At 63.6% G+C, this 22,057-nt stretch carries 28 protein-coding genes; 14 read left to right on the forward strand and 14 right to left on the reverse strand.

Going from position 1 to position 22,057, the window contains the following annotated elements:
- The first annotated feature begins 58 nt into the window (after positions 1-58).
- On the forward strand, positions 59-349 hold the full coding sequence (locus tag DESFRDRAFT_RS07650) for a GAK system XXXCH domain-containing protein (RefSeq protein WP_005992719.1): 291 nt from the start codon (positions 59-61) through the stop codon (positions 347-349).
- A gap of 79 nt (positions 350-428) precedes the next feature.
- Positions 429-1,196: a ParA family protein gene (locus DESFRDRAFT_RS07655; protein WP_005992731.1), complete on the forward strand. Its 768-nt coding sequence runs from the start codon at positions 429-431 to the stop codon at positions 1,194-1,196.
- Between the two features lie 138 nt (positions 1,197-1,334).
- Here DESFRDRAFT_RS07655 and DESFRDRAFT_RS07660 read toward each other — a convergent pair whose 3' ends face one another.
- Positions 1,335-1,766 (reverse strand): hypothetical protein, encoded by a 432-nt coding sequence (locus tag DESFRDRAFT_RS07660; RefSeq protein ID WP_005992734.1) that lies wholly within the window; start codon positions 1,764-1,766, stop codon positions 1,335-1,337.
- Between the two features lie 154 nt (positions 1,767-1,920).
- Between DESFRDRAFT_RS07660 and DESFRDRAFT_RS07665 the strand changes: the two genes are divergently transcribed.
- The 7 genes from DESFRDRAFT_RS07665 to DESFRDRAFT_RS07695 all read left to right on the forward strand — a co-directional run bounded on the left by DESFRDRAFT_RS07665 (position 1,921) and on the right by DESFRDRAFT_RS07695 (position 7,074).
- Positions 1,921-2,856 carry a ParB/RepB/Spo0J family partition protein gene (locus DESFRDRAFT_RS07665; protein WP_043794208.1) on the forward strand — a complete coding sequence of 312 codons (936 nt, stop codon included), beginning with the start codon at positions 1,921-1,923 and terminating at the stop codon, positions 2,854-2,856.
- Between the two features lie 89 nt (positions 2,857-2,945).
- Positions 2,946-3,278, forward strand: a complete 333-nt coding sequence (locus DESFRDRAFT_RS07670) for an STAS domain-containing protein (protein ID WP_005992739.1) — start codon at positions 2,946-2,948, stop codon at positions 3,276-3,278.
- A gap of 211 nt (positions 3,279-3,489) precedes the next feature.
- A complete protein-coding gene (locus tag DESFRDRAFT_RS07675) occupies positions 3,490-4,254 on the forward strand; it encodes an ABC transporter permease (RefSeq protein WP_005992741.1) in 765 nt (254 codons plus the stop codon).
- A gap of 15 nt (positions 4,255-4,269) precedes the next feature.
- Positions 4,270-5,112 (forward strand): ABC transporter ATP-binding protein, encoded by an 843-nt coding sequence (locus DESFRDRAFT_RS07680; protein ID WP_005992743.1) that lies wholly within the window; start codon positions 4,270-4,272, stop codon positions 5,110-5,112.
- Positions 5,112-6,017, forward strand: a complete 906-nt coding sequence (locus tag DESFRDRAFT_RS07685; RefSeq protein WP_233489581.1) for an MlaD family protein — start codon at positions 5,112-5,114, stop codon at positions 6,015-6,017. Before DESFRDRAFT_RS07680 ends, DESFRDRAFT_RS07685 begins: the two co-directional genes overlap by 1 nt.
- A 1-nt stretch (position 6,018) precedes the next feature.
- Complete coding sequence (locus DESFRDRAFT_RS07690) at positions 6,019-6,657, forward strand: ABC-type transport auxiliary lipoprotein family protein (RefSeq protein WP_005992747.1); 639 nt, start codon at positions 6,019-6,021, stop codon at positions 6,655-6,657.
- A 12-nt stretch (positions 6,658-6,669) separates the two neighbouring features.
- A complete protein-coding gene (locus DESFRDRAFT_RS07695) occupies positions 6,670-7,074 on the forward strand; it encodes a DnaJ family domain-containing protein (protein ID WP_005992749.1) in 405 nt (134 codons plus the stop codon).
- On the opposite strand, the gene DESFRDRAFT_RS07700 is transcribed toward DESFRDRAFT_RS07695, so the two are convergent.
- Positions 7,040-7,663, reverse strand: a complete 624-nt coding sequence (locus DESFRDRAFT_RS07700) for a TetR/AcrR family transcriptional regulator (RefSeq protein ID WP_005992750.1) — start codon at positions 7,661-7,663, stop codon at positions 7,040-7,042. The two genes, DESFRDRAFT_RS07695 and DESFRDRAFT_RS07700, sit on opposite strands and share 35 nt — an antisense overlap.
- Positions 7,664-7,779: 116 nt before the next feature.
- On the opposite strand from DESFRDRAFT_RS07700, the gene DESFRDRAFT_RS07705 reads away from it, so the two are divergent.
- A complete protein-coding gene (locus tag DESFRDRAFT_RS07705; protein ID WP_005992751.1) occupies positions 7,780-9,048 on the forward strand; it encodes a flavodoxin family protein in 1,269 nt (422 codons plus the stop codon).
- A gap of 170 nt (positions 9,049-9,218) precedes the next feature.
- Here DESFRDRAFT_RS07705 and DESFRDRAFT_RS07710 read toward each other — a convergent pair whose 3' ends face one another.
- Positions 9,219-10,244, reverse strand: coding sequence for a glycosyltransferase family protein (locus tag DESFRDRAFT_RS07710; RefSeq protein WP_005992752.1), 1,026 nt, complete (start codon positions 10,242-10,244; stop codon positions 9,219-9,221).
- A 143-nt stretch (positions 10,245-10,387) separates the two neighbouring features.
- On the opposite strand from DESFRDRAFT_RS07710, the gene ilvD reads away from it, so the two are divergent.
- The gene (gene ilvD, locus DESFRDRAFT_RS07715; protein WP_005992753.1) at positions 10,388-12,064 is read left to right on the forward strand and encodes a dihydroxy-acid dehydratase; all 1,677 of its coding nucleotides are present in this window, start codon (positions 10,388-10,390) and stop codon (positions 12,062-12,064) included.
- Positions 12,065-12,230: 166 nt separating this feature from the next.
- On the opposite strand, the gene bla is transcribed toward ilvD, so the two are convergent.
- The 6 genes from bla to DESFRDRAFT_RS07745 form a co-directional block, all read right to left on the reverse strand.
- Positions 12,231-13,067 carry a class A beta-lactamase gene (bla, locus tag DESFRDRAFT_RS07720; RefSeq protein WP_407918614.1) on the reverse strand — a complete coding sequence of 279 codons (837 nt, stop codon included), beginning with the start codon at positions 13,065-13,067 and terminating at the stop codon, positions 12,231-12,233.
- Positions 13,068-13,148: 81 nt separating this feature from the next.
- Positions 13,149-13,754 carry a tetratricopeptide repeat protein gene (locus DESFRDRAFT_RS07725; RefSeq protein ID WP_005992755.1) on the reverse strand — a complete coding sequence of 202 codons (606 nt, stop codon included), beginning with the start codon at positions 13,752-13,754 and terminating at the stop codon, positions 13,149-13,151.
- Positions 13,755-13,944: 190 nt separating this feature from the next.
- Positions 13,945-14,196, reverse strand: a complete 252-nt coding sequence (locus DESFRDRAFT_RS07730; RefSeq protein ID WP_005992756.1) for an SHOCT domain-containing protein — start codon at positions 14,194-14,196, stop codon at positions 13,945-13,947.
- Between the two features lie 72 nt (positions 14,197-14,268).
- Entirely contained in the window at positions 14,269-14,742 is a 474-nt protein-coding gene (locus DESFRDRAFT_RS07735) for a periplasmic heavy metal sensor (protein ID WP_005992757.1), read from the reverse strand.
- A 261-nt stretch (positions 14,743-15,003) separates the two neighbouring features.
- On the reverse strand, positions 15,004-15,291 hold the full coding sequence (locus DESFRDRAFT_RS20715) for a hypothetical protein (RefSeq protein WP_005992758.1): 288 nt from the start codon (positions 15,289-15,291) through the stop codon (positions 15,004-15,006).
- The gene (locus DESFRDRAFT_RS07745; RefSeq protein ID WP_005992759.1) at positions 15,288-16,745 is read right to left on the reverse strand and encodes a phage terminase large subunit; all 1,458 of its coding nucleotides are present in this window, start codon (positions 16,743-16,745) and stop codon (positions 15,288-15,290) included. The genes DESFRDRAFT_RS20715 and DESFRDRAFT_RS07745 overlap by 4 nt, the downstream gene beginning before the upstream one ends.
- A gap of 120 nt (positions 16,746-16,865) precedes the next feature.
- On the opposite strand from DESFRDRAFT_RS07745, the gene DESFRDRAFT_RS07750 reads away from it, so the two are divergent.
- Entirely contained in the window at positions 16,866-17,189 is a 324-nt protein-coding gene (locus DESFRDRAFT_RS07750) for a hypothetical protein (protein ID WP_005992760.1), read from the forward strand.
- Between the two features lie 74 nt (positions 17,190-17,263).
- On the opposite strand, the gene DESFRDRAFT_RS07755 is transcribed toward DESFRDRAFT_RS07750, so the two are convergent.
- From DESFRDRAFT_RS07755 to DESFRDRAFT_RS07770, 5 genes are all read right to left on the reverse strand, one after another.
- Entirely contained in the window at positions 17,264-17,842 is a 579-nt protein-coding gene (locus tag DESFRDRAFT_RS07755) for a terminase small subunit (RefSeq protein WP_005992761.1), read from the reverse strand.
- Positions 17,843-18,239: 397 nt separating this feature from the next.
- Positions 18,240-18,362: a hypothetical protein gene (locus DESFRDRAFT_RS23095; RefSeq protein ID WP_005992762.1), complete on the reverse strand. Its 123-nt coding sequence runs from the start codon at positions 18,360-18,362 to the stop codon at positions 18,240-18,242.
- A gap of 30 nt (positions 18,363-18,392) precedes the next feature.
- Positions 18,393-18,662, reverse strand: coding sequence for a hypothetical protein (locus DESFRDRAFT_RS07760; RefSeq protein ID WP_005992763.1), 270 nt, complete (start codon positions 18,660-18,662; stop codon positions 18,393-18,395).
- Positions 18,652-18,915: a hypothetical protein gene (locus DESFRDRAFT_RS07765; RefSeq protein ID WP_005992765.1), complete on the reverse strand. Its 264-nt coding sequence runs from the start codon at positions 18,913-18,915 to the stop codon at positions 18,652-18,654. Before DESFRDRAFT_RS07765 ends, DESFRDRAFT_RS07760 begins: the two co-directional genes overlap by 11 nt.
- A complete protein-coding gene (locus DESFRDRAFT_RS07770) occupies positions 18,912-19,160 on the reverse strand; it encodes a hypothetical protein (protein ID WP_005992766.1) in 249 nt (82 codons plus the stop codon). The genes DESFRDRAFT_RS07765 and DESFRDRAFT_RS07770 overlap by 4 nt, the downstream gene beginning before the upstream one ends.
- 170 nt (positions 19,161-19,330) lie before the next feature.
- On the opposite strand from DESFRDRAFT_RS07770, the gene DESFRDRAFT_RS07775 reads away from it, so the two are divergent.
- Together DESFRDRAFT_RS07775 and DESFRDRAFT_RS07780 are read left to right on the forward strand one after the other, a co-directional pair.
- Positions 19,331-19,717 carry a hypothetical protein gene (locus DESFRDRAFT_RS07775; RefSeq protein WP_005992768.1) on the forward strand — a complete coding sequence of 129 codons (387 nt, stop codon included), beginning with the start codon at positions 19,331-19,333 and terminating at the stop codon, positions 19,715-19,717.
- Between the two features lie 182 nt (positions 19,718-19,899).
- Entirely contained in the window at positions 19,900-21,906 is a 2,007-nt protein-coding gene (locus DESFRDRAFT_RS07780; protein WP_005992770.1) for a PAS domain-containing hybrid sensor histidine kinase/response regulator, read from the forward strand.
- Positions 21,907-22,057 lie beyond the last annotated feature (151 nt).

Raw genomic sequence — 22,057 nt, forward strand, 5'->3', positions numbered from 1 at the left:
GGTACACTAATCGAAGCTGTTACCAACGTTCAAACTGCCTCAAGGACGGACCCAGGTAATGGAATTCCAGACCACGAAACGTGATCTTGAAACGGTATTCTCGAAAATCCAAAGCCAGGTGGCGGAAGCCAGCCTTCCTGAAGAAGCGGATGTGAATCGTTTGGCCCGCTTGGCCCAGCGTCTGCATCAGCAAGCCGATGAAAACTGGATGGACGAGGCCGAGGATTTTTCCCATCTTGCCGGACAGCTGCTTAATGCCGTCAAAAAGGGCGACGTGGAAGGATGCGTCATGCTCGTTGAATCCCTGGACGACGCGCAATCGTATTGCCATCGCATGTTCCGCGACTAGTCTTTATTGTTTCACGTGAAACATGTCTGCGCCGCGGCGCGTTGCGCCCTGGCTGATCGTATGGGATCAAGGAGGGCTCATGGCGCGGGTCATCGTTATTGCCAATCAAAAGGGCGGCGTCGGCAAAACCACGACGGCCGTCAATCTTTCCGCTTCGCTGGCGGTCATGGAAAAAAAAACCCTGCTGATCGATTGTGATCCGCAGGCCAACGCCGGCAGCGGTCTTTCCATTTATCCCGACAAGGTCGACGAAAATCTCTATACGGTGCTGTATGAGCCGGCCCGGGCCAAGGACGCCGTCGTTGGCACCGAACTCCCCTTTTTACACGTGCTGCCTTCCGGTCCGGATCTGGTTGCCGCCGATATCGAGCTGGTGGATAAACCCCGTCGCGAATATTTCCTTCGGGCTTTGATCGAAGGCTTGCAGGCCGATTATGATTATGTCCTGCTCGATTGCCCGCCGTCGCTGGGACTGGTGACGCTGAACGCCTTGTGCGCGGCCAGCGAATTGCTGGTGCCGCTGCAATGCGAATATTACGCCTTGGAAGGCATCGCCCAATTGTTGCGGACCTTTGACCAGGTGCGCAAGCGCTTCAACAACCGGCTTTCCCTGCTAGGCGTCGTCCTGACCATGTACGACGGCCGCAACAAGCTTAATCGCCACGTCAAGCGCGAGATCTGGAAATGTTTTCCCAAGCTTTATTTTCAGACCCTCATTCCGCGCAATATCCGGCTGTCCGAAGCCCCGAGCTACGGCAAGCCCGTCCTGACCCACGACGTCAAATCCCGTGGAGCTTCCGCCTATTTGTCCCTGGCCCAGGAAGTGGTCCGCCGCCAGCCCGTCTGATTTTCGGGCAGTCTTCTTTCTGTGCCCGCGCCCGTTGGGCTGATCCATGGGGCGGCACTCCCGACGGCGTGTTTCACGTGAAACAAAAAAAAGGCCGCTTCCAACCGGAAGCGGCCTTTTGTATCGTGGTCGAATCGGTTATTTATGCTCCACGAACGGCTGGCATTCCACGGTGAGATGCTTCTTGAAATGCTTTTTGAGCACCAGGGACTTGCAGGTCTGGCACTGGAAGGTTACCAGTCCCCCAAGATTGGCCGCGCGCAAACGGAACTTGCGCGGGTCGTCCCGCCGCCAGTCGGGAGTCGAAGCGCCGCAATGGGCGCAGCTCACGTCGTACGTCGGCTGATAGGTGAAATCCCAATAGGCGAGCAAGGTCTCCCAGTCCCCGATGGGTTCGGGACGTTCCTCGGGCTGGGGGCGACAGGACGGGTCCAGCGCATACACCGCTTTCTCGATGGCGGGCAAAACTTTGTCCTTGACGGCTTCCCACAACTCGGGGCTTAACCGTACGCCGCGCAAGGCGCCGGCGGCATCGTAGAGTTCCAGGAAATGGGATGAGATGGGTGGCACGAAGGGCTCCTTGAACGGTTTGATGGATTGGCGCGAGGGCGTCACCGGACAGCCATTTCAAAAGGCATGAAAAGAAGGTAACGTTCCCGTGTCGCGCGTCAAGTCCGGCCACGGATACGACGTGACGCGCAAACGTTGCAAGAAGGAATATGGCATGGCGCAGGCCCAGAAAGGACTCGGCAGGGGACTCGAAGCCCTGCTCGGCGGCTATCGGGACGACAAGTCCGGGGAGGACGTGCAAACCCTTGCCCTGGACGCCATCCGCCCCAACCCGGAACAGCCGCGTCGGGCGTTCGACCAGGACGCCCTGGCCGATTTGGCGGCCTCCATCCGGGAACAGGGATTGTTGCAGCCCGTGCTGGTGCGACCCGTGGCCGACGTTTCGGGCGCGTCCCATGAAATCGTGGCCGGCGAACGCCGCTGGCGGGCCGCTCGGCTGGCTGGCCTGACCGAAATCCCGGTGCTCGTGCGGGAAGTGGACGACGAGCAAAGCCTGGCCCTGGCCATGGTGGAAAACCTCCAGCGCGAGGACCTGAACCCCATGGAGGAGGCCAACGGCCTGCATCTGCTTCTGACCCGCTTCAGCATGAGCCAGGACGCCCTGGCCAAAAAAGTGGGCAAAAGCCGCCCGGCCGTGGCCAACGCCCTGCGCCTGTTGCAGCTCCCCGCGCCCATGCAGGAGGACCTGGCCAAAGGAGCCCTCTCCGCCGGCCATGCCCGGGCGCTGTTGTCCGTTGCCGATCCGGCCCTTTGCGAGGCCTTGTGGCGGCGCATCGTGGAAACGGGATGCAGCGTGCGCGAGGCGGAAGATGCGGCCGCATACGCCAAAATGCACGGGAAACTGCCTGAGGGCGGCGTCAAGCCCGCCCGGGAAAAGACCGCGCGTCCGGCCAGGAAAAGCGTTCTGGAACAGGTGCTGCGCGACATCGAAGGACCGCTTACGGAACGGGCCGGGGTCATGGCCAAGGCGGCGGGTTCGGTCGATCACGGCAAGATCACCTTCCATTACAGTTCGCGCCGGGAACTGGCCGGGCTGCTCGAGCATTTCGGATTGGCCGGAACGTTCGGCGTCGAGGACAACGGGCAATAAGCATCCGGCCTGGCCTTGGCCGCTCGATCCGGCGGCGCTTCGGGCCGAGAGGATTCAAGAAACGCGGGGACGCAGGGAGGCTTACGGGTTTGAACGACCACGACGCGCACAAAGAAGTCCCTTGGCGGCTCACGGCCGGAAGCGACCCCGGTGTGATCGCTTTTTCGGGTGAAATTGATTTTTCGGTTACGCCCGCGGTCAGGGAACGGCTGTGGGAGCTTGTCGGCAAGGCCGGGAAACATATCGAGTTGGATCTGGCGGATTTGACCTATATCGACAGCTCCGGCCTGGCCCTTTTGCTCGAGCTGCGCAAACAACTGGCGGAAGCGGACCGAACGGTGGCTATCCGGTCGATTTCGCCCCAGGTCCGCAAGCTCTTCAACCTGACGCAACTGTCCGATCTGTTCGGGCTGCCCGACTAAGGGGAGGAAAAGAAAGAACCGGGGGAAAACTTTTCTGAAGAAAAGTTTTCCCCCGGACCCCCTTTCCAAAGACTTTCAAAGGGGTATCGGGGTGGGCTGTTAGGAAGGCCGACTCCCGATGAAAAATTTAGGAAGGGGAGAGCGCGAGAGGGGACAACCCTTTTTAAAGGGTTTCCCCTCTCGCTTCCTCCCCAATCGGGAGACATGACACATGGCGCAGGGGGAAGCGGCCACACTTGTCTGGTTGGTTTCGGGGCTTATGCGGTGCGCCAGGGGCACGGTAAACCCGCTGCGACGCACCAAGACGTATCTGCGCTCGCGCACTTGGTCGCACATGGCCTGGATCGGGGCGGATTCGCTGCCGATCATCAGCATCATTTCCGCCTGCGTCGGCATCATTCTGGCCCTGCAATCGGCCACCCAGCTGGAAAAGGTCGGGGCCATGAGCTACGTGGCCAATCTGGTCGGCTATTCCATCATCACCGAACTCGGGCCGCTTCTCACCTGCCTCATCCTGGCCGGCCGGGCCGGCGCGGCCTTTACCGCCGAAATCGCCACCATGCGCATTTCCGAGGAGATCGACGCCCTGGAGGTCATGGGCGTGGACCCGGTGCGGTTTCTGGTCTGGCCGAAATTCGCGGCCATGTGCGTCATGGCCCCGCTGCTCACCCTGTGGGGGGACTGCATCGGCATATCGGCCGGCGGCATCTTTTCCGCCCTGGCCCTGGGGCTTTCCGGCAAGGCCTATTTTCTCCAGACCGCCGGATTTCTGACCATGCGCGACCTGCTCTCGGGGCTGGTCAAAAGCGCCGGCTTTGGCGTAACCATCACCATCATCTCCTGTTGGCAGGGATTTTTGGCCCGGGAGGGCGCGGCCGACGTCGGGCGGCGCACGACCCGGGCGGTGGTGCAATCCATCTTCCTCATGATCCTTTTGGATTTGTTTTTTACGGCCCTCAATTATATCTTCCGCTGAAACAAGGAGCGTTGCGTGGCGGGTCGCCTGGAATCGCCGGATATCAGCTTGCAGGACGTCTGCGTCGGATACGGCGAGCGGGTGGTCCTCTCCGGGGTGGAAACCACCCTCCCCGGCGGGAAAATCAGCGTGATCCTCGGCGGCTCGGGCTGCGGCAAATCCACACTGTTGCGCAACATCATCGGGCTGGTGCCCATCCAGTCCGGGCGCATCGTCCTCGGCGGCCGCGACATGGCTGCAATGGACGCCGGTGAGCGGCTGGTCATGCGCCGGCACATGGGAGTGCTCTTTCAAGACGGGGCGCTCTTGGGCTCGTTGCGCCTGGGCGAGAATATCGCCCTGCCCCTGCGAGAACACACGGAACTCTCCGATTCGCTCATCGAGGAAGTGGTCGGGCTCAAGCTGCGGCTGGTGGGTCTGGGCGATTTCATGGCGTATTTCCCGAGCGAGCTTTCCGGCGGCATGCGCAAGCGGGCCGGACTGGCCCGGGCCATGGCCCTCGATCCGGCCGTGCTCTTGTGCGACGAACCGACGTCGGGTCTGGACCCCATTACGGCCGCCGATATGGACCAGCTCGTGCTCGAGCTCAAGGCCACTTTCGACATGACCATCGTGGTCGTGACCCACGACCTGGAAAGTCTTTACGCCATTGCCGACCATGTGGTGGTGCTTGGCGACGGCCGGATGCTGTTCCAGGGGTCCCTGGCCGATCTGGCGTCCTGCGACGATCCGTTCATCATCCAGTTCCTGCGACGGATGCCGTCCCGGGAAAGCCGGATACTCGAAGAGCCCTGGGCCGACCTCGTGTCGCGCCGGCATGCCATGGCGGCTCCGCCCGCCGCGACCGGGGGGAAATGATGCTGTCTGCCAAGGCGAGTCGTTCGGATTACCTCAAGGCCTACGGAACGTTGCTGCTCGGTCTGTGCATCCTGGGCGCGTTTATGGTGGTCCTTGGCGGGAACTGGTTCTGGGTCAAATACGACCACTACCTCATCCGGTTCACGTCGGTGAAGGACCTGAGCCCCGGCCGCACGGTCAAATACGCCGGCCTGGACATCGGCCGGGTGGCGTCCATCGATCTCGACCCGACCGATCCGCACTACATCGCCGTGGAAATCGACATCAGGCAGGGATTTCCGCTTTACACCGGGACCGTGGCCCGCATCGCCCAAAAGGGATTGGTGGGCGATTACTACGTGCTGCTCGATTTGCGCGGCGCGCCCGGGGAGCGTCTTGCGCCCGGAGGGACGATTCCTTCCCTTCCCACCATGGACCTGCAGGAGCTGGCGGCCAAGGCCGGTGATTTGCTCGATGACATCCGTCCGAAAATAAACGACATCGCCGACAACATCGACAAGCTCTTCAGCAAGGAAAATACCGAATCCCTGCGCCGGGCCCTGGAAAACACGCCCAAGCTGGTGGAGGATTTGCGCCGGGCGGCCAACGATTTCCGGACCAATTGGGACAGGCTCTCGGCTAAGGGCGGCAAGGCGGCCGAGACGTTGGACGCGTCGCTAAGGCGCATGGCCAAGGCCGTGGCCTCCGTGGAAAAGGAACTGGTCAAGACGCTGCAAAACATCCAGCGCAAAACCGACGGCATCGGCGGACTGGTCACCGACGTGCGCCAGGGCTTCAATTACGACCAGGAACAGCTGGAAGATATTCTCAAAAACCTCAACCGGACGAGTCGGGAAGTCAAAGACCTCATGGGCCGGCTGCGCGAGCGGCCCTGGGAGCTTATCCGGCCGCCAGCGGGCAGATGATATGAAGCGTTTTTCCCATGTCGCCGTTTGGATTGTTTTCAGCCTGATCCTGGCCGCGAGCCTTGCCGGATGTTTCGGCAAGCCGCCGCCGCCCCAGCAATACCTGCGGGTGGATCTGGGCCAAGGCCCCTGCCCCGGTTCCGCCAATGCCCAGCAGCGCCTGCCCCTCGGGATCAAGCCGCTCAAGGCCCTGGAGAACCTGGATCGCACCGCGGTCCTGACCGCCCACGACAATGTGCTGACCGCGAGCCTCCAGTACTACTGGGAAGGCGCGCCCCAGGACCTGGTGGGACAGGCCCTGCGCCACGGCATCGAATGCCAGTCCGCGAGCCTGACCCCGGTCGATTACCAGCCGCGCGTGACCCATGACGCGGTCCTGACCGGCCAGCTCACCGCGTTCAACGTGGACGAAACCGATGGCGGCCGGTTCGTGGTGTCGATCCACCTTGACCTGTGGTCCCGGAATCTGGGAACGCGTATTTCCAGCGGGGACTTCAACGCCTATGCGCCGCTGGACAATTTCAGCGGCGACGCCGTGGCCAATGCGGCCTCCGATGCCCTGGGCCGGATCGTGCCCAAGGTCGTGGCCTGGCTCGACGGCGGTCTGCCGCGCATCCAGAAATTCATGCGACAGCAATGATGAGGTGACGCCATGTTTTTGCAGGCCGTGAGCATCATCGCCGAGGAGCGCATTGCCGCGTCCATGCGCAATGGGGATTTCGAGAACCTCGAGGGCAAGGGCAAGAAGATCGTTTTCGAGGACGATTCCATGATCCCCGAGGACCTGCGCATGGCCTACAAGATCCTCAAAAACGCCGGTTATGTGCCCGAAGAGCTGACCCAGGAAAAAGAGATCATCACGGCCGCCGAGCTGCTTGCCGCCGCAACCGACGAGCAGGAACGCTACCGGCAGATGCAAAAGCTCAATTACTTGATCATGAAGGTCAATGCCCGCCGTCGCCGGCCGGTCAACCTGGAGCGGGACGCGGACTATTACCGCAGGGTGGTGGAACGCGTCACAGTCAGGGGTGCCGGTCGGGAAGCGCAAGACCGCTGAGCAGCAAGGCGCAGGCCGCGTCGCTGACGTCCTCGCCATCCGGGGCAAGGTCGCAATCCATCGACAATTGCCCCGCGATGGCCAAATCCGTCAGCCCATGGACCAGGGACCACACGGTCACGGCCAGGACATGGGGCGGTCCCTGGCGGAAAAAACCCGCTTCCTGGCCCCGTACGATGGACGCGACCAGCGAGTCGAAGGCCCCCTTCCCCGCTTCCCGCAATTCCGGGTTCGAGTGGTCCAGCCGCGCGGCGTCGCCGAACATGAGCCGGTACATGGCCGGCCACGCGACGCCGAGGTCGATGTAGCATTTGCAAGACGCCAGGAATTGCCCCCGGGCGTCCAGGTTCGCATCGGCCGAGATATTGTCCAGCTTGTCATGCAGCCGGTCGAAACCGCGCGTCGCCAAAGCGGCCAGCAGGTCGGACTTGGAGGCGAAGTGCCGATATGGCGCGGCATGGCTCACGCCGGCCGTGCGGGCCAGGTCCCGCAGGCTGAGGCCCCCTCCTCCGTCCCGCTCCAGCAGCCGTTCGCCGGCATCGAGCAAAGCCTTCCGTAGATTGCCGTGGTGATAGGCGTCGTCATGCATGATGGGTCGTCGTGTTCCTTGTCCGGTATTGAAGCAAAAAATGTTGACGATGTCCACATGGGAAGTTACACAGATGTTGCCATTGCCAACATAGATCCACTCCGGGAGGAATCGGTATGGCAAAAAAATGTTTGTTTTTTGACGGGCTCGGGCAGTCTGACGCGGCAAAAGACGTGTTTCGCGGCCTGTTGCGGGAAACGGCCCAAGAGGCCGGCTATGTCCTGGATGTGGTCGATGTGGAACGTCTTTGCGTGTCACCCTGCAAGGGCTGCTTCGGCTGTTGGATCAAGACGCCCGGCCGGTGCCTGATCGACGACCCGTGCCGGGAGCTTGCCGGCCGGCTGATCGCGTCCGATGCGGTTGTCTTCGCCTCGCCCATTGTCTTTGGCGGATTGTCCGGACAGATGAAGACGGTCCTCGAGCGTTGCGTGCTCCCCACCCTGCTGCCGTTTTTCCGCAAGGTCGAGGGCCGTACGCGACATCCCCTGCGCTACGGCCGCAATCCCGACGTCATCAGCCTTGGCTGGTTGCCGCACCGGGATGTCGAGCAGGAGCGCCTTTTTCAAGGGCTTTTGGATCGCAATGCGGCCAATCTGGGTTCTGCCCGCAAAGCGTCATGCGTTGTCCAGGCGGATGCGACCCCGGAAACCTGGCGCGCGAAGCTCAAACAGGCCTTTTCCTTTGGCCAACGCCCCGCTCCCACCACGCGGCCCACAATCGTCATCTGCAACGGTTCGCCGAAACGCGCCGGCAGCGTTTCCGGCATGCTCGGCGGTTATCTGGCGAAATGCCTGTCCGACCGGGGCGCGCGAACGGAAACCGTGAGCCTCTTGGAAGCCGCCGAAAAGGCGGAGGTTTTCGATCGGCTCGTCACGCTGGTGGAGCAGGCGGACGGCGTTGCCCTTGCCTTTCCGCTCTACGGCGATTTTCTGCCGGGCCATGTGACGGCTGTCCTCAGCCAGCTGGCCGCGCTTGGCCCCGGAACCGCCGCCACCCGGCAAACCGGCTTTGTGGCCATCGCCAACTGCGGCTTTCCCGAAGCGCGCAATAACGACGCCGCCCTGGAAGGATGCCGACTGGCGGCGTCGCAACTGGGTTTCGCTTGGCTGGGCGGGGTGTCCGTCGGCGGAGGCGGATTCTATACGGGCCGGGAACTGGAAAAGCTCGGTTTCATGGGACGTCGCGCCCGGCAGGCCCTGGAGGAAAAAGCGGCGCTCCTCGTCGACGAGGCAACCCAAAACGATCTGTCCAGCCCCAATATCCAGGTGCCCTGCCCCATGCCCGGCCGGCTCTATCTGCGCATCGCCGAGATGGGTTGGAAAAAGTCCCTCCGCACGGGCGACAAAACCTCCGACCCCTACGCACGCCCGTATGAGAAGAGATGAGAAAAGAGAAGAGGAAAAGAAATTGCGAGAGGGGGACCCTTTTTGAAAAAAGGGTCCCCCTCTCGCGCTCTCCCCTCCGAAAAACTTTTTACGGTTACAGATGTTGTAGCGATAACACTCTGTAACCGCTAAAAGTCTTTGGAAAGGGGGCCCGGGGGGAGAACCTTTCTTCAGAAAGGTTTCCCCCCGGCACAGTTTGCCATACTCAGAAAGAAACGCCGCTGGGCGTCAGGGAGCGGCAGGTGCTCGTCCACGGCCAGCATGGCGTAGGCCTTGCGCACCTCGTTGTTTGTCGTGGGGAGTTGGGCCAGACGTTTGGCCGGGGCGCGGGAAGCGATCAGGCTTTTGGCCGTGTCGAGGATGGTCTTGGCCCGTTGGGTGATGGTGTGATGGGCGAGCACCGAACGCTTGCCGGCGGCGGCGAAGTCGTCGCAGTGCGGATCGGCCAGAGCGGCAAGCGCCACGCGGGCGGCATCGGCCGGGTCGCCGCGCTTGTAGGTCAGGATGTTCTCCCCGGGCGTAAAAAGGTCATGCAGGCCGTTTCCGGTGTCCTCGGTCAAAACGGTGGCGCCGCAGGCCATGGCCTCGAAAATCCTAAAATTGAGCTCCCCGGCGGCGCTCTGGTTCAGCACGATGCGGCTGCGTTGAAAGACCGGCACATAGCTGCCGGAAGTGGCGAAAAGCGGCGCGCGCTGGCGAAAAGCGTCGAGAAAGGCGCGTCGGGTGGTATTGACCCGGCCATCCAGGGTGCCGACAAAGGAAACAGGGATATCGCGCACCTGCTGCGCATCCCTGTCGCGCCGGGGATTGCAGAAAAGCGGCGACCAGAAGGCGGGGCGGTCCGTCGGGCAGTCGGTAAAAAGCGGCAGAAAATCCTTTTGCGCCACGAAAAAGGCGTCAAACGCCGCGCTGTACGGCACATGCCAGGGGTGCATGTACTGGTCCACGGAATAGCCGATGGTAAGCGTGGGCAAAGTCTCCAAACCGAAAACCCAGGGCACTTCGCAGGAATCGAACCAGAACACGCAGTCGGGATCGGGAAAGCGGGCGGCGAGCAGTTCCCCAAGCCTGTTTCGGGAAAGCGCCTCGGTGAGCCGCACGTCGCACTCGGCCGTGGTGCCGAGCGAGAGCACCTCGTGGCCCATGGCGCGAAAGACAGGGACAAAGGCGGTATGGTGCAGGTTCAGGATGCGCACGCTCCCTCCGATGCGCCCTATGGTGCGTGAAGTGCGCATTTCCTGCAAGCCGCGCCCTTGCCAGCCCGTCCCGTCCTGTGGGAAACTCCCGCCGCCGGTCGCTTCCGGTCGGCCAACACAGTCCAAGGATCAAGGATACCGCCATGCGCAGCTCGCAATTCAAATCAGGATTGGAAAAGGCTCCCCACCGTTCCCTGCTCTACGCCCTGGGGCTCACCCGGGAAGAGATGGAGCGTCCGCTTATCGGCATCGTCAATTCGGCCAACGAGGTCGTACCCGGCCATATCCACCTGAACACCATTGCCGAGGCGGTCAAGGCCGGGGTGCGCCACGCCGGCGGCACGCCCATGGCTTTTCCGGTCATCGGCGTGTGCGATGGGCTGGCCATGAACCACGACGGCATGCACTTTTCCCTGGTCAGCCGCGAGATCATTGCCGATTCCATCGAAATCATGGCCATGGCCCATCCCTTCGACGCCCTGGTCATGATCCCCAACTGCGACAAGGTCGTGCCGGGCATGCTCATGGCCATGCTGCGCCTCAACATCCCGTCGATCATCGTCAGCGGCGGCCCCATGATGGCCGGTTCCACGCCGGACGGCTCCTGCGACCTCATCGACGTGTTCGAGGCCGTGGGCAAATTCAAGCGCGGGGCCATCGACGCGGAAAAGCTCGACGAGCTGGAACAAAACGCCTGCCCGGGCTGCGGCTCCTGCTCGGGTATGTTCACGGCCAATTCCATGAACTGCCTGTCGGAGTCGGTGGGCCTCGGGCTTCCCGGCAACGGCACCATCCCGGCCGTGACCGCCAAGCGGGTGCGGCTGGCCAAGACCGCCGGCATGCGCGTCATGGACCTTTTGGCCAAAAACATCCGGCCGCGCGACATCGTGACCGAGAAGAGCATCGAAAACGCCGTGACCATGGACATGGCGCTCGGCTGCTCCACCAATACCGTGCTGCACCTGCCGGCGGTCTTCGCCGAGGCGGGCCTGTCGCTGACCCTCGACATCTTCGACAAGATTTCGCGTAAGACGCCGAATCTCTGCAAGCTCTCCCCGGCCGGCCACCATTACCTGAGCGACCTCGAGACCGCGGGCGGCATTCCGGCCGTCATGAGCGCCCTGGCCGCCAAGGGGCTGCTCAACCTCGACGTCATGACCGCCACCGGCAAGACCCTTGGCGAGAACCTGGACGACCTCAAGGCGCGGGTCAAAAATCCGGACGTCATCCGAGCCGACGCCCCCTACGCCAACGAGGGCGGCATCGCCATCCTGCGCGGCTCCCTGGCCCCGGACGGCGCCGTGGTCAAACAGTCGGCCGTGGCTCCGGAAATGATGCGCCACACCGGCCCGGCCCGGGTCTTCGACAGCGAGGAGACGGCCAACGAAGCCATCCTCGGCGGCAAGATCAAGGCCGGCGACGTGGTGGTCATCCGTTACGAAGGCCCGCAAGGCGGCCCCGGCATGCGCGAGATGCTCTCCCCCACTTCCAACATCATGGGCATGGGCCTCGGCGCGTCCGTGGCGCTCATTACCGACGGCCGCTTCAGCGGCGGCACGCGCGGCGCGGCCATCGGCCACGTTTCGCCCGAGGCGGCCGACGGCGGCCCCATCGCCCTGGTCCACGAGGGCGACACCGTGGAAATCGATATCCCGGGCCGCAAGCTCGAACTCAAGGTCGACGCGGCCGAGCTGGATAAACGCCGCGCCGCCTGGAAACGGCCGCAAAAGGAAATCACCTCGCCCCTGCTTCGCCGCTACGCCGCACAGGTCAAATCCGCCGCCCAGGGCGCGATCTATAAAGATCCGAAGAAGGGATAGAAAGAATGAACCCGGGGGGAAACCTTTCTGGAGAAAGGTTATCCCCCCGGGCCCCCTTTCCAAAGACTTTTAACGATAACAGACTGCCACCGTTAAAAGTTTTTAGGAGGGGAGAGCGCGAGAGGGGGACCCTTTTTGAAAAAAGGGTCCCCCTCTCGCACATTCCTCACTCCCCCAAAAAATGCTTTACGACCAGTCGCGCGGCGTCGGCCAGGACGTCCCGACGGGCTGGCGCGTCCTTTTGCTGTTGGGTGAAGTAGATGGCGAGGACAATCGGCTTGCCGTGGGGCGGCCAGATGACGGCCACGTCGTTGCTCGTGCCGTAAGCGCCGCCTCCGGTCTTGTCGCCGACGGTCCAGCCGGGCGGCACGCCGGCTCTGATGCTGGTGTCGCCCGTGGTGTTGCCTTTGATCCAGGCCACGAAGCGGTCCCGTTGCGCGGGCCCAAGGACCTTGCCCAGGGCGATTTCGCGCATGGAGCGGGCCATGGCCTCGGGCGTGGACGTATCGTGCGGATCGCCGGGAATGGCGGCGTTGAGGTCGGGTTCGAGGTGGTCGAGACGGAAGGCCGTGTCGCCGAGACTACGCGCAAAGGCGTTGACCGCCCGGGTGCCGCCGAGTTGTCGGATGAGCAGATTGGCGGCCGTATTGTCGCTGACCTGCAAGGCCGCCGCGCACAGTTCGGCCACGGTCATGCCCCGCGCAACGTTTTTGCGCGTCACCGGCGCATAGGACAGCAGGTCCCCTTCCCCGTAGCGGATGCGCGTATCGAGCAGCGCCGGGTCGGCCAGGCTTTTTTGGAGCACCGCCGCCGCGACCAGAAACTTGAAGGTGCTGCAAAAGGGAAAGCGTTCCTGGCCGCGGTAGGTGAAGGCAAGAGCGCCCGAGGCATTGAGAAGGGCGACGCCGAGATGGCCATGGGCGCGCTGCTCAAGGGAGGCGATTTGGCGCGTTAAGGACGCGTCCCCGGCGGCAGCGGCATGCCAAGGGCCGGTCAGCTGCATGGCGCTCAAGAAGAGCAGAAGGGCCAAGAGGCGTGTTGCGCGCATAACTGGACACCTCGCAGCGTGTCTGCGGAAAGGGGGTTATTTGTCGGAAAGTTCCTGCAGCGCCTGCATCACGGTTTGGCCGCTCGGCAGGGTGGCATTGGGATTCTTGGCGGCCAGGATCTTCAGGGCGGCGATCGCGCCGGCCTTGTCGTGCTTGTCGTGTTCCAGAACGACGCTCTTGTTGTAGTACGCGATCACGTGGGCCGGGTTGATGGCGATGGCCTTGTCGAAGCTGGCCAGGGCTTTGTCGAACTGGCCGCTATCCCGGTACATGACGCCCTGGTCGGTCAGCACGTCGGGCTGGCGCGGGTCGAGGGTCAGGGATTTTTCGTAGGCGGCGATGGCCTTTTCGGGCTGGTGGGAGTCGAAATAGAGGTTGCCGAGTTGGGTCCAGGCGGCGGTATTGGCCGGTTCGAGCTGGGTCTGTTTTTCGATGGCCTTGATGCGGTCGACCATGGCCGTATCCACGGCGGGCTGGGCCGGGGCAGGAGCCTGGGCCACGCCGGGCGCGCCCGATTGCCGCCCCATCATGCCGTGAGCGGTGAATCCCAGGTAAAAACCAACCAAAAGGGCCAGGCAGCCGCCGAGGATGGCGGCGGTACGGCTGACAGTGGCCGTTGTTTGCTTTTTCTCTTCGCTCATGAGGTTCTCCTTGCGGCGTTTCGCCACGTGGGCCGGTGTCTAGCAATGTCGCGGGAAAATGTCACCGCATCAAAAAAGCCCGAAGCGGCGGGAAGCCGCTTCGGGCTGCGCGGAGACGGAGGGATGATGTCTGCGCTTTATCGAAACAACGCGGCTGGCGGGACCGGCCGCGTTGATGACGCATGGGAGGTTAGGATTCGACGGCACGCTTGAGGCGTTCGAACTCTTCCTCGGAGATGCTGCCCTCGGCCAGTCGGACGCGCAGGATGCGCAGCGCGTCGTCGCGGTCGGCCCGGGCGTTTTGTCGGGGGTGCGAATCGGGAATCAGGGTCCGGATGACCCAGATGGCCGCGATCACGATCACCACCAGCACGATCAGCCCGAAAAAGGGGAAACCGCCTCCGAAAGAAGAAAACGGGAATGAATTGAAACAACCCCACATAGTGTCGCCTGCATACTTTGTTGTCGCGTCAGGGGGCCGGTTGGATACCGACCCCCTTGTCATACGCTCGTTTTAGAAGCCGCCGCCGCAGGGGCCGTAGCCTGCGCCGCGATGGTGGAAGCCACCCATGCCGCGTCCGCCCCAACCCATGGGGCCGATTTCCTTGTTGACCTGGATGCGGAAGGTCGTGCGGGCGGCCAAAAGCTTGCCCTGCATGTCGCCGATTTCCTTGGTCAGGGCGTCGATCTTGGCCTGGTCGGGGTTCTGGGCCACGGCCAGGGCGTTGAGTTCGGCCCGCTTGACGCCGAGGTCGGCGCGCAGCTGGGCGGTCTTGGCCGCGTAGTCGTCATGCAGCTTCTGGAAGGCGGCCTGCTTTTCCGGAGTCAGCTGGGTCATGAAGCCGCCGCCGTAACCCGGACAGTCCGCAGGGCCGTAACCGCCGCCTCTGACGCCGGCGGGGCCGCCGGGGCGGGCCATGGCCAGGGAAGCGGAAAGGGCCAGGGTGGCCAGCGCGGTCAGGATGATGCCGAATTTCTTGCCGTTCATGTCATAAACCTCCGTATAATGTTGCGTGCGAAAGGTTGTGCCGCTTGGCCGGCTTGCTGCCGGTTTGGTTCCGCGGTGTTTGCAAGCGATAGAGCAGGGACCGTGCCATGTTTATTAAGTTAGTAAAATAAGTATGTTATGATATTGGCATGCGAAAGAGGACTGCGGACCTGGATAAAACGCGCACAATCGGGACGGAACGGAAGCGGTATCCTGTATTTTTTCCATACAGGGAAAGGTGGCCCGGCTGAAAAGAATAAATCAAATAAAATCTTCATGATGGTTGTTTGTGCGGGGAGTTTCGGCAGGAATTTCGAGGCACTTTGACAAGAAACTATCCACGTCATGGCCGGAACCGCCCATGCCCAAGGCGGCTTCGGCCCAAGGATCGGGGTCCTCGGGCAGGGGCTCGGCGGGTCGGGACAAAAACGGCCGCTCGAACATGGCCAGGCCGGCGCTTTCGCGGCCAAGCCGCCAGCCGACAAGCAAAAAAAGCAGGCACACAAAAGTCTGGACCAGCACGGCGATAAGGAAGTCGTGTTCCGTCATGGCATCTCCTGTCCGTCCTGGACGGCGGTCACGGCGTCTATGATCCGGGCCGCCGGCCGTGTTTCGGTTTCCCCGCCCCCCGGGGCCAGGGGCCGGGCCATGCACACATGGCAGGCTTCGTCGTAGATGTGGTCCTCGCCGGTGGTGTCGATGTCCTCCACATTGCGCCGGTCCGTGACCAGAAGCGGGATGGTGCGGATGAAGTGCTCGCACACGTCGTAGACCTGGAGCATGGGCGGGCCGTGGTCGCGGGGGCGCAGCCGCTCGTGGAACTGGCGGATCTTGGCCGTGCGCGAGGGATCGCCCGGGGCCAGGAACACGCCCGCCGCGGCAAAGACTTCGGCCGTGCTCGGGCCCTGGCCGCCGCCGCGATAATCGGGTTTTTTGGCGAAACAGTCCGGCCCGGCCAGCCTCGTTATGGCCCGGCCGGCGATGCCGTGGCGGGTTTCGCGCTCGCGGATGCCGTCGGCGATGCGCGAATCGGTCAGGCGCAGGCCCTGATTGGGCGAGCCGTTGGTGCCGTACCACTCGGCGAAGCGCAAAAGCCTCCCTTCCCCGTCCACCCACCACCAGCCCACGGAAAAGGGCGCGCCGTAGCCCCAGTCGAAAGTCATGAAAAGCGGGGCCGTCTCCGGCACGGGCCTGGGTTTGACCACATGCAGCCGCCTGGAAAAGGCGAAGGCCTGGCCCATGAACACGTCCCAGTCGCCGTCGCGGTAGGCCGTGCGGTACGGTTCGGGCAGGGCGTCGAGGCGTTTGGCATAGCCCGGGTCCCGGGCGAGCAGGATGGCGTTGTCGGCAAGCCTTCCCGGAATGTGGCAGCGCAGCATGCCCCCTTCCGCATCCGGGGCGCGCCGTGGCGTCATGGGCGGGGCAAAGTCCACGAACCGGGCCTTGACGAAAGCATGCCCCACGCCGCCGGGGTTGGAGGCGCAGACGATGCCCGGAATCTTGTGGCGCATTTCGGGAGGCGCTTCGAGGGTGCAGCGCAGCCGGCCCCGCAAATAATCGTACATGAATTCGGTAAAATGGGTCAGCTCGTCGATGAGCAGCAGATGGATCTCCGCACCCTGGTAGGCGAAGACGTCCGCTTCCCGGTGGCAGCTGCAAAAGGACAGGATCGAGCCGTTGATGAATTCGAAGCGGCTCTTGGAGGCGCGAAAGGCGCCGCTGGCCTTGGGGAACTGGGACAGGGCCGGCAGAACATGGTTGCGCTCCAATTCGGGCTGGGTGCGGCGAAAGAGAAAGGCCCGAAGCCCCGGCACCCGCAGGCAGGAAAGCAGGGCCTCGAAGCGCAGGGCATGGCTTTTGCCGGGGCCGGCCGCGCCCCCGAAAAGGATTTCGTTGGCTGGGCAGGCGTGCAGTGCGGCCTGGCGCGGCTGGGGCTTGTAATCGATGACGATGCGATCGCCATGGCGCGCGGGATTTGCCGGTATATCGTCAAAATGTCGCAATGCAGCGCTCCACGAGTTTCAGGGAAAGGAAAAACACTTTGGAATAAAAGGGATTTTTTCTGGCACGGTTTGGGCAAGCGCCAGAGTGAACAACAGGTCTACGACCTGGAGGTATCGGTCATGGCTAAGGTTTGGCCCAAACGTCCGCTGGTATTGGCCCTGGTGCTGGCGATTGCCGTCTGCGTCGGGGCGGCGGCATCGGCCGGCCGGCGGGGAGCGGGGCTTGGCGCCTATGCCAGGGTGCTCAAGGCGGCGGAGGCTTCCCGGCAGACCGCCCCCGACCCGGTGGCCGACTGCCTGATGGCCGCCCGGCTGCTCCAGGCCGCAGGCGGCGACGGGGCAACCGTGGACGCGACGGATTTCGAGGCGTTGCGGGCGTATTGCCGCGCGCAAGCGCGGGAGGCGGCATCGCCCAAGGCGGATGCGGGCGGGAAGCACCTGTGAAAAAGGGGGGAGCCTCTCCCGCGCCTTCCCCTGCCCCGGCTCTTACCGGGGCGCGCACCGCGTCTTTTTACCGGCTATGATGCGCAAGAGTTCCCCCCGTCACCCCTGGCGGCTTCCGACGACGTTTCGGGCAGGGGATCGGGCGGCGGCACGCAGGTGACCACGGTGACGGGGCGCGCGCCGGAGGCTTCTTCGGCGGCTTCGCGTCCGCCCAGATGCCGGGCCAGGGCGGCCAGGGCCTGGGTCTTGCCGTGGAGCTTGATGCGCAACCCCTTGCCCGCTTTGCCGGCATTTTCCACGATCTCGGCCACGCAGGCGGTCTGATCGGGCGTAAGCTCCCGCGAGGCCCGAAGCGTGACGCCGCCCGCGTCCCAGTCCACGAATTCCCTGATATCGGCAAAGGCGATGCGGGCCAGTTCCAACACCACCCGGTCCTGGGTGATGCCGAGGCGTTTGCTGCGCTCTCCCATGGCCTCCTCGATGGCGGCGCGGACGTGGGGCAGGTTTTTGACCCGGTTGCCGGCCGCGACGGCGTATTTCGCGTTGTAACCGGCCCGCAGCGCCGCCGCCGCCGGGCGCAGGTCGACCAGATATTCCTCGACGAAGCGGCGTTGCCGGTCCGTCAGGCGGGTTTCCCGCCCGGATTTGCTCATGACGGCTCTCCTCGTGTGGGCGTTTGATGGCAGTGTCTGTGGGGCCTGGTCCAAAAAAGGAGCAAACAAGCAGGCATGTCGGTTGGCGGGGAGGGGGTGTGGCGGACACGCGCGGCGCATATTTGAAGAATACGCCTTCGCGTCCGCCACACCTCCTCCCCGCCCCTGGCCGCCCGCCCCATATTTGGGCGGATTCCAGCGTTCGGTTCCCCCTGCTTCCCCGCAGCCTGTATGATTCCGCCTGGCAACAGGGTTGGTGGAAGGGAAAAGGATAATCTCCGTCAACCACACCAAAAAAGTGAAAGTTTTTGGGAGGGGAGAGCGCGAGAGGGGAACCCTTTTTTCAAAAAGGGTTCCCCTCTCGCATGCATTCCCGCCCTCCGTCCTCCCTCCTCCCCTAATGCAGGCGCTCGGACGGGCCGGTCCAGCGCCACAGGGCCAGGATGTCGGCCAGGGTGAGGTGGGGGTTGAGGGCGAGCAGGCCGTCGAGGCTGACGGCGCGGATGGGGGCGTGCGGCATGGGAAAGACCTCCATGGCGGGTTGGGGACGTCAGGCCGCGAGATCGCGTTCTTCCAGGATGGTCAGGCGGGTGGCGTGGTTGTCGAGCCGTTCGACGGCCCGGTCCATTTCGGCCCGGGTGGGATGGCCCAGGGCCATTTCCAGGCGGCAGTCGGCCTGGCTTTTTTCCAGCTCGCGAAGCCTTTCGTCGAGGCTGTCGAGGCTGCGGGCCACATCGGCGATCCAGCGGCGGGTGAAAAAAAGAGCCAGCCCGGTCAGAAACGAGATCCAGGCCGGCAGGAACACGTTTTCAAGAGCCATGGCCGTCGGTTGCCTCCTTGGCGTTGCCGGTCGCCGCGTCGGTTGCCGGCACGGACCGGGTGAAAAGCGGCAGCGCGCGCTCGGCCAGGTCGATGCCGGCCTGGGAACCGATGGCGGCCAGGGCGATATCGGTTATGGACTGGATTTCGTCCGGCGTGAGGCCAAGGCCCCATTTGCGGTTGGCGGCCACGGCCGCGATGGCGAAGACGGCGGCCAGGAGCTTTCGCGAGGCCAGGCGCTGCATGGAGCTCATGACAACCGCCTCGGCGGCATGGGCCGGGACTGGGGTTCGCCGCAAAACGGGCAGGCCGGCGGGCCGTCGAAAGCCGCGCGGTAGGCGGATGCGACAAACACCGTGCCGCAGTCCGGGCAGGCGCGGTAGACCTTGTCGCTGACGAAGCACAGCGTACCGTCCTCGGTCACGCTGGCATAGTGCGAAAGGGTCGCGCCGCCGATCGAGGCGGGAAATACCGGCAAGGTCGTATTCGTCGTGTGCATGGCGCACCTCCCATGGCTCCAAAGGGATCATGGAAGGCGGACAGCGACCAGACAGTCTATGTCAGAAACAAAATAAGCGTTATTTTTTGGCCAAGATTCAGGTGGAACAATCCTTTACAAGTACGATGGCGTCGGGCACAGGAAATGAAACCGTCTCCGAGGAGCCTGCCATGCACCCCCGGCCGTACTTCCCGCGCCGCCTTTCCCTGGTCTTGTCCCTGGCCATCCTTTTGACGGGCGCGGCCCTTTTGGCCGGCTGCGGCGCGGGCGTGAGGCCAGCGGGCGACGGCAGGGGCGCGCCGCCTATGTCGGTCAAGGAATTCTACGAGTTCTGCTCGACCCTGCCCACGCCGGGGGCCTGCCTGTCCGATCCCATTTGCGTGCGTTATCGCACGGAGTTGACCTCGCCCCCGCCGGACCTCACCGGTTGCCTGTCGTTGTGCCGACAAACCCAAAACGCGCTCTACGTGGACAACCTGACCAACGGCTGCGGCCCCGTCCTCGATCGCGCCGCCGACCTGTGCGACCAGTTCTGCCGCCGCCGGGCCTCACGCTGACGATTTCATTATTTCCCCCTCACTGGCCTTGCGCAGTCGTGACGGGGCGTTGCGCGCCGCGCGGCGGCGCGCAACGCTGGGCAGTCCTTTTTTGTCCAAGATGTGGTTGCGGGGAGGCATATGCCCGCGTATAGTGGCAGGAATCGAAAAATTTCCATGCCGGTTCTCCCGCGAGGAATGCCATGGTCGGGCCGCGACAGGGCGATACGGATGCCGTTGGTGGCAAGACGGCACAACCCGCTGCGCTTCGGGCGTTTTCCACGGCGCTTTGCGCCTTCCAGGATTTCGTCCATGGCCAGACGGTTCTTTCCTATCGCACCGACGCGGCGGATCGCCTGACCTGGGTTTCGCCGGGCGCCCTGCGCCAGCTCGGCTATGAGAGCGCGGAAGCCCTGGTGGGGCGTAAGGCCGGGGAGGCGCTTTATCACGATCCCGGGCAACGCCAGGCGTTGCTCACCGCCCTGAGTTCGGGCGTCGTGCCCATGTGCCAGGAGGAGTTCTTGCGCCGGGCCGACGGCTCCTCATTGACCGTGCGCACCCGGGCGGCGCCGCGAGCGCAGGGCGGGATGGAGGCGCATTGCCTGGTGCTCACCGGCGAGATCGAGGCCCGCATCAGCCTGGCCAAGGCGCTTCGGGAGATGGAAATCGTCTTCGACAATGCGCTGGTGGGCATGATTTTGTCCCGAAATCATCGTATCGAGAAGGTAAACGCCCGCGGGGCCGAAGTGTTCGGCCACCCGCCCAGCGATCTTGTCGGTACGGACGCGTCATTCCTGTTCGCCACGCCTGAAACGTATGCGGATTTTTACCGCGCCTCGACCAAGGATCTGCGGGAATCTGGCATGCACAGCGGCGAGTACCGGATGCGCCGGGCCGACGGCGCCACGATCGTCGTGCGCTCCCACGGCAAGAGCCTGTCCCCCGAAGCGCCGGAGGAAGGCGTTGTCTGGGCCTTTGACGATGTGTCCGCACAAAGGCGGCTGGAAGCGGAGCTGCGCGCGTCCAAGCAGGCGGCCGAAGCGGCGAGCGTGGCCAAGACCCAGTTTCTGGCCAACATAAGCCACGAGCTGCGCACGCCGTTAAACGGCATCATGGGGCTGACCCAGCTCATGCTCGACGGCGTGGCGGACGACGAAACCCAGGAATATCTGGGCATCATCCGACAATCCGCCTCCATTCTCATGCACATCGTCGGCGATTTGCTCGACCTGTCCAACGTCGAGGCCGGCCGGTTGATGCTCGTCATGCGCGAATTCGACCCGCAGGCGGAATTGCTTCCCCTGCTGCGCAATTTCTCTACCCAAAGCATGCTGCGGCCCTTCTCCTTTGGCTATCATTTCGATCCGTTGTTGCCTGCCCGGCTCATCGGCGACCCCAACCGCATCAAGCAAATCTGCATCAATTTGATCGACAACGCCTTCAAATACACCAAAAAAGGCACCGTGAGCGTGCGCATCGGGCTTTGGGAGAATCCGGGCAACGAACCGCCGCCCGACGTCGCGCCGGAACGCATCCGGCTGCATATCGCCGTCTCCGATACGGGCGTGGGCATCGAGCCATCGCGCCAGAGCGCCATTTTCGAGCCCTTCGGCATCGGCGAGGACTATCTGACCAAGAAGTACAGCGGCGCGGGGCTGGGCCTGACCGTGGCCCGCCGGCTGGCCGGCATGATGGGCGGCGACATCACCGTGGAATCCGAGCCCGGCCAGGGCAGCACTTTTTACCTGACCCTGGAGTGCGGCCTGCCCGAAGCCGGCCGGAAGCGGGACGCGGGGAAAAAATCCGTTGTGCCCAAAATCCCGGCCGGAGCCGGGCTGCGCATCCTTTTGGCCGAGGATGAGCCGGTCAACCGGATTTTTACCGTGCGCGCCCTGACAAAGCTCGGCCATCAGGTGGAAACCGCGGTCGACGGCCGGGAGGCCCTGGCCCTGCTCGGCCGCGCGCCCTTCGATCTGGTGCTCATGGACATCCAGATGCCACGGCTAAACGGCCTCGACGCCACGCGCATGATCCGTTCCGGCCAGGTGCCGGGGCTGTCCGCGTCCATCCCGGTGGTTGCCCTGACCGCCTACGCCATGGATTCGGACCGGGAACGCGGCCTGGAGGCCGGCATGGACGAATACGTCACCAAGCCCTTCGAACCCCAGGAGCTGGTGGCGGCCATGGAGCGGGCCTTGCGGAAGGAATAAGGGAAATGAGGAAGCGATATGCGAGAGGGGGACCCTTTTTGAAAAAAGGGTCCCCCTCTCGCGCTCTCCCCTCCCAAAAACTTTTTAACGGTTACAGTTGTGGTTACGGTAAGGCTCTGTGCCCGTTGAGAGTCTTTGGGAAGGGGGTCCG

The sequence above is a fragment of the Solidesulfovibrio fructosivorans JJ] genome (assembly GCF_000179555.1).
In the GTDB taxonomy this organism is placed as follows: domain Bacteria; phylum Desulfobacterota; class Desulfovibrionia; order Desulfovibrionales; family Desulfovibrionaceae; genus Solidesulfovibrio; species Solidesulfovibrio fructosivorans.

What these genes read in the sequence shown, in the direction of transcription:
- DESFRDRAFT_RS07650 (WP_005992719.1), top strand. Translation starts at nt 59, where the DNA reads ATGGAATTCCAGACCACGAAACGTGATCTTGAAACGGTATTCTCGAAA.
- DESFRDRAFT_RS23095 (WP_005992762.1), bottom strand. Translation starts at nt 18,362, where the DNA reads ATGCCGCACGCCCCCATCCGCGCCGTCAGCCTCGACGGCCTGCTCGCC.
- DESFRDRAFT_RS07770 (WP_005992766.1), bottom strand. Translation starts at nt 19,160, where the DNA reads ATGCACACGACGAATACGACCTTGCCGGTATTTCCCGCCTCGATCGGC.
- ilvD (WP_005992753.1), top strand. Translation starts at nt 10,388, where the DNA reads ATGCGCAGCTCGCAATTCAAATCAGGATTGGAAAAGGCTCCCCACCGT.
- DESFRDRAFT_RS07760 (WP_005992763.1), bottom strand. Translation starts at nt 18,662, where the DNA reads ATGGCTCTTGAAAACGTGTTCCTGCCGGCCTGGATCTCGTTTCTGACC.
- DESFRDRAFT_RS07755 (WP_005992761.1), bottom strand. Translation starts at nt 17,842, where the DNA reads ATGAGCAAATCCGGGCGGGAAACCCGCCTGACGGACCGGCAACGCCGC.
- DESFRDRAFT_RS07765 (WP_005992765.1), bottom strand. Translation starts at nt 18,915, where the DNA reads ATGAGCTCCATGCAGCGCCTGGCCTCGCGAAAGCTCCTGGCCGCCGTC.
- DESFRDRAFT_RS07730 (WP_005992756.1), bottom strand. Translation starts at nt 14,196, where the DNA reads ATGTGGGGTTGTTTCAATTCATTCCCGTTTTCTTCTTTCGGAGGCGGT.
- DESFRDRAFT_RS07675 (WP_005992741.1), top strand. Translation starts at nt 3,490, where the DNA reads ATGGCGCAGGGGGAAGCGGCCACACTTGTCTGGTTGGTTTCGGGGCTT.
- DESFRDRAFT_RS07695 (WP_005992749.1), top strand. Translation starts at nt 6,670, where the DNA reads ATGTTTTTGCAGGCCGTGAGCATCATCGCCGAGGAGCGCATTGCCGCG.
- DESFRDRAFT_RS07655 (WP_005992731.1), top strand. Translation starts at nt 429, where the DNA reads ATGGCGCGGGTCATCGTTATTGCCAATCAAAAGGGCGGCGTCGGCAAA.
- DESFRDRAFT_RS07780 (WP_005992770.1), top strand. Translation starts at nt 19,900, where the DNA reads ATGGTCGGGCCGCGACAGGGCGATACGGATGCCGTTGGTGGCAAGACG.
- DESFRDRAFT_RS07735 (WP_005992757.1), bottom strand. Translation starts at nt 14,742, where the DNA reads ATGAACGGCAAGAAATTCGGCATCATCCTGACCGCGCTGGCCACCCTG.
- DESFRDRAFT_RS07685 (WP_233489581.1), top strand. Translation starts at nt 5,112, where the DNA reads ATGCTGTCTGCCAAGGCGAGTCGTTCGGATTACCTCAAGGCCTACGGA.
- DESFRDRAFT_RS07775 (WP_005992768.1), top strand. Translation starts at nt 19,331, where the DNA reads ATGCACCCCCGGCCGTACTTCCCGCGCCGCCTTTCCCTGGTCTTGTCC.
- DESFRDRAFT_RS07705 (WP_005992751.1), top strand. Translation starts at nt 7,780, where the DNA reads ATGGCAAAAAAATGTTTGTTTTTTGACGGGCTCGGGCAGTCTGACGCG.
- DESFRDRAFT_RS20715 (WP_005992758.1), bottom strand. Translation starts at nt 15,291, where the DNA reads ATGACGGAACACGACTTCCTTATCGCCGTGCTGGTCCAGACTTTTGTG.
- DESFRDRAFT_RS07750 (WP_005992760.1), top strand. Translation starts at nt 16,866, where the DNA reads ATGGCTAAGGTTTGGCCCAAACGTCCGCTGGTATTGGCCCTGGTGCTG.
- DESFRDRAFT_RS07665 (WP_043794208.1), top strand. Translation starts at nt 1,921, where the DNA reads ATGGCGCAGGCCCAGAAAGGACTCGGCAGGGGACTCGAAGCCCTGCTC.
- bla (WP_407918614.1), bottom strand. Translation starts at nt 13,067, where the DNA reads ATGCAGCTGACCGGCCCTTGGCATGCCGCTGCCGCCGGGGACGCGTCC.
- DESFRDRAFT_RS07690 (WP_005992747.1), top strand. Translation starts at nt 6,019, where the DNA reads ATGAAGCGTTTTTCCCATGTCGCCGTTTGGATTGTTTTCAGCCTGATC.
- DESFRDRAFT_RS07700 (WP_005992750.1), bottom strand. Translation starts at nt 7,663, where the DNA reads ATGCATGACGACGCCTATCACCACGGCAATCTACGGAAGGCTTTGCTC.
- DESFRDRAFT_RS07725 (WP_005992755.1), bottom strand. Translation starts at nt 13,754, where the DNA reads ATGAGCGAAGAGAAAAAGCAAACAACGGCCACTGTCAGCCGTACCGCC.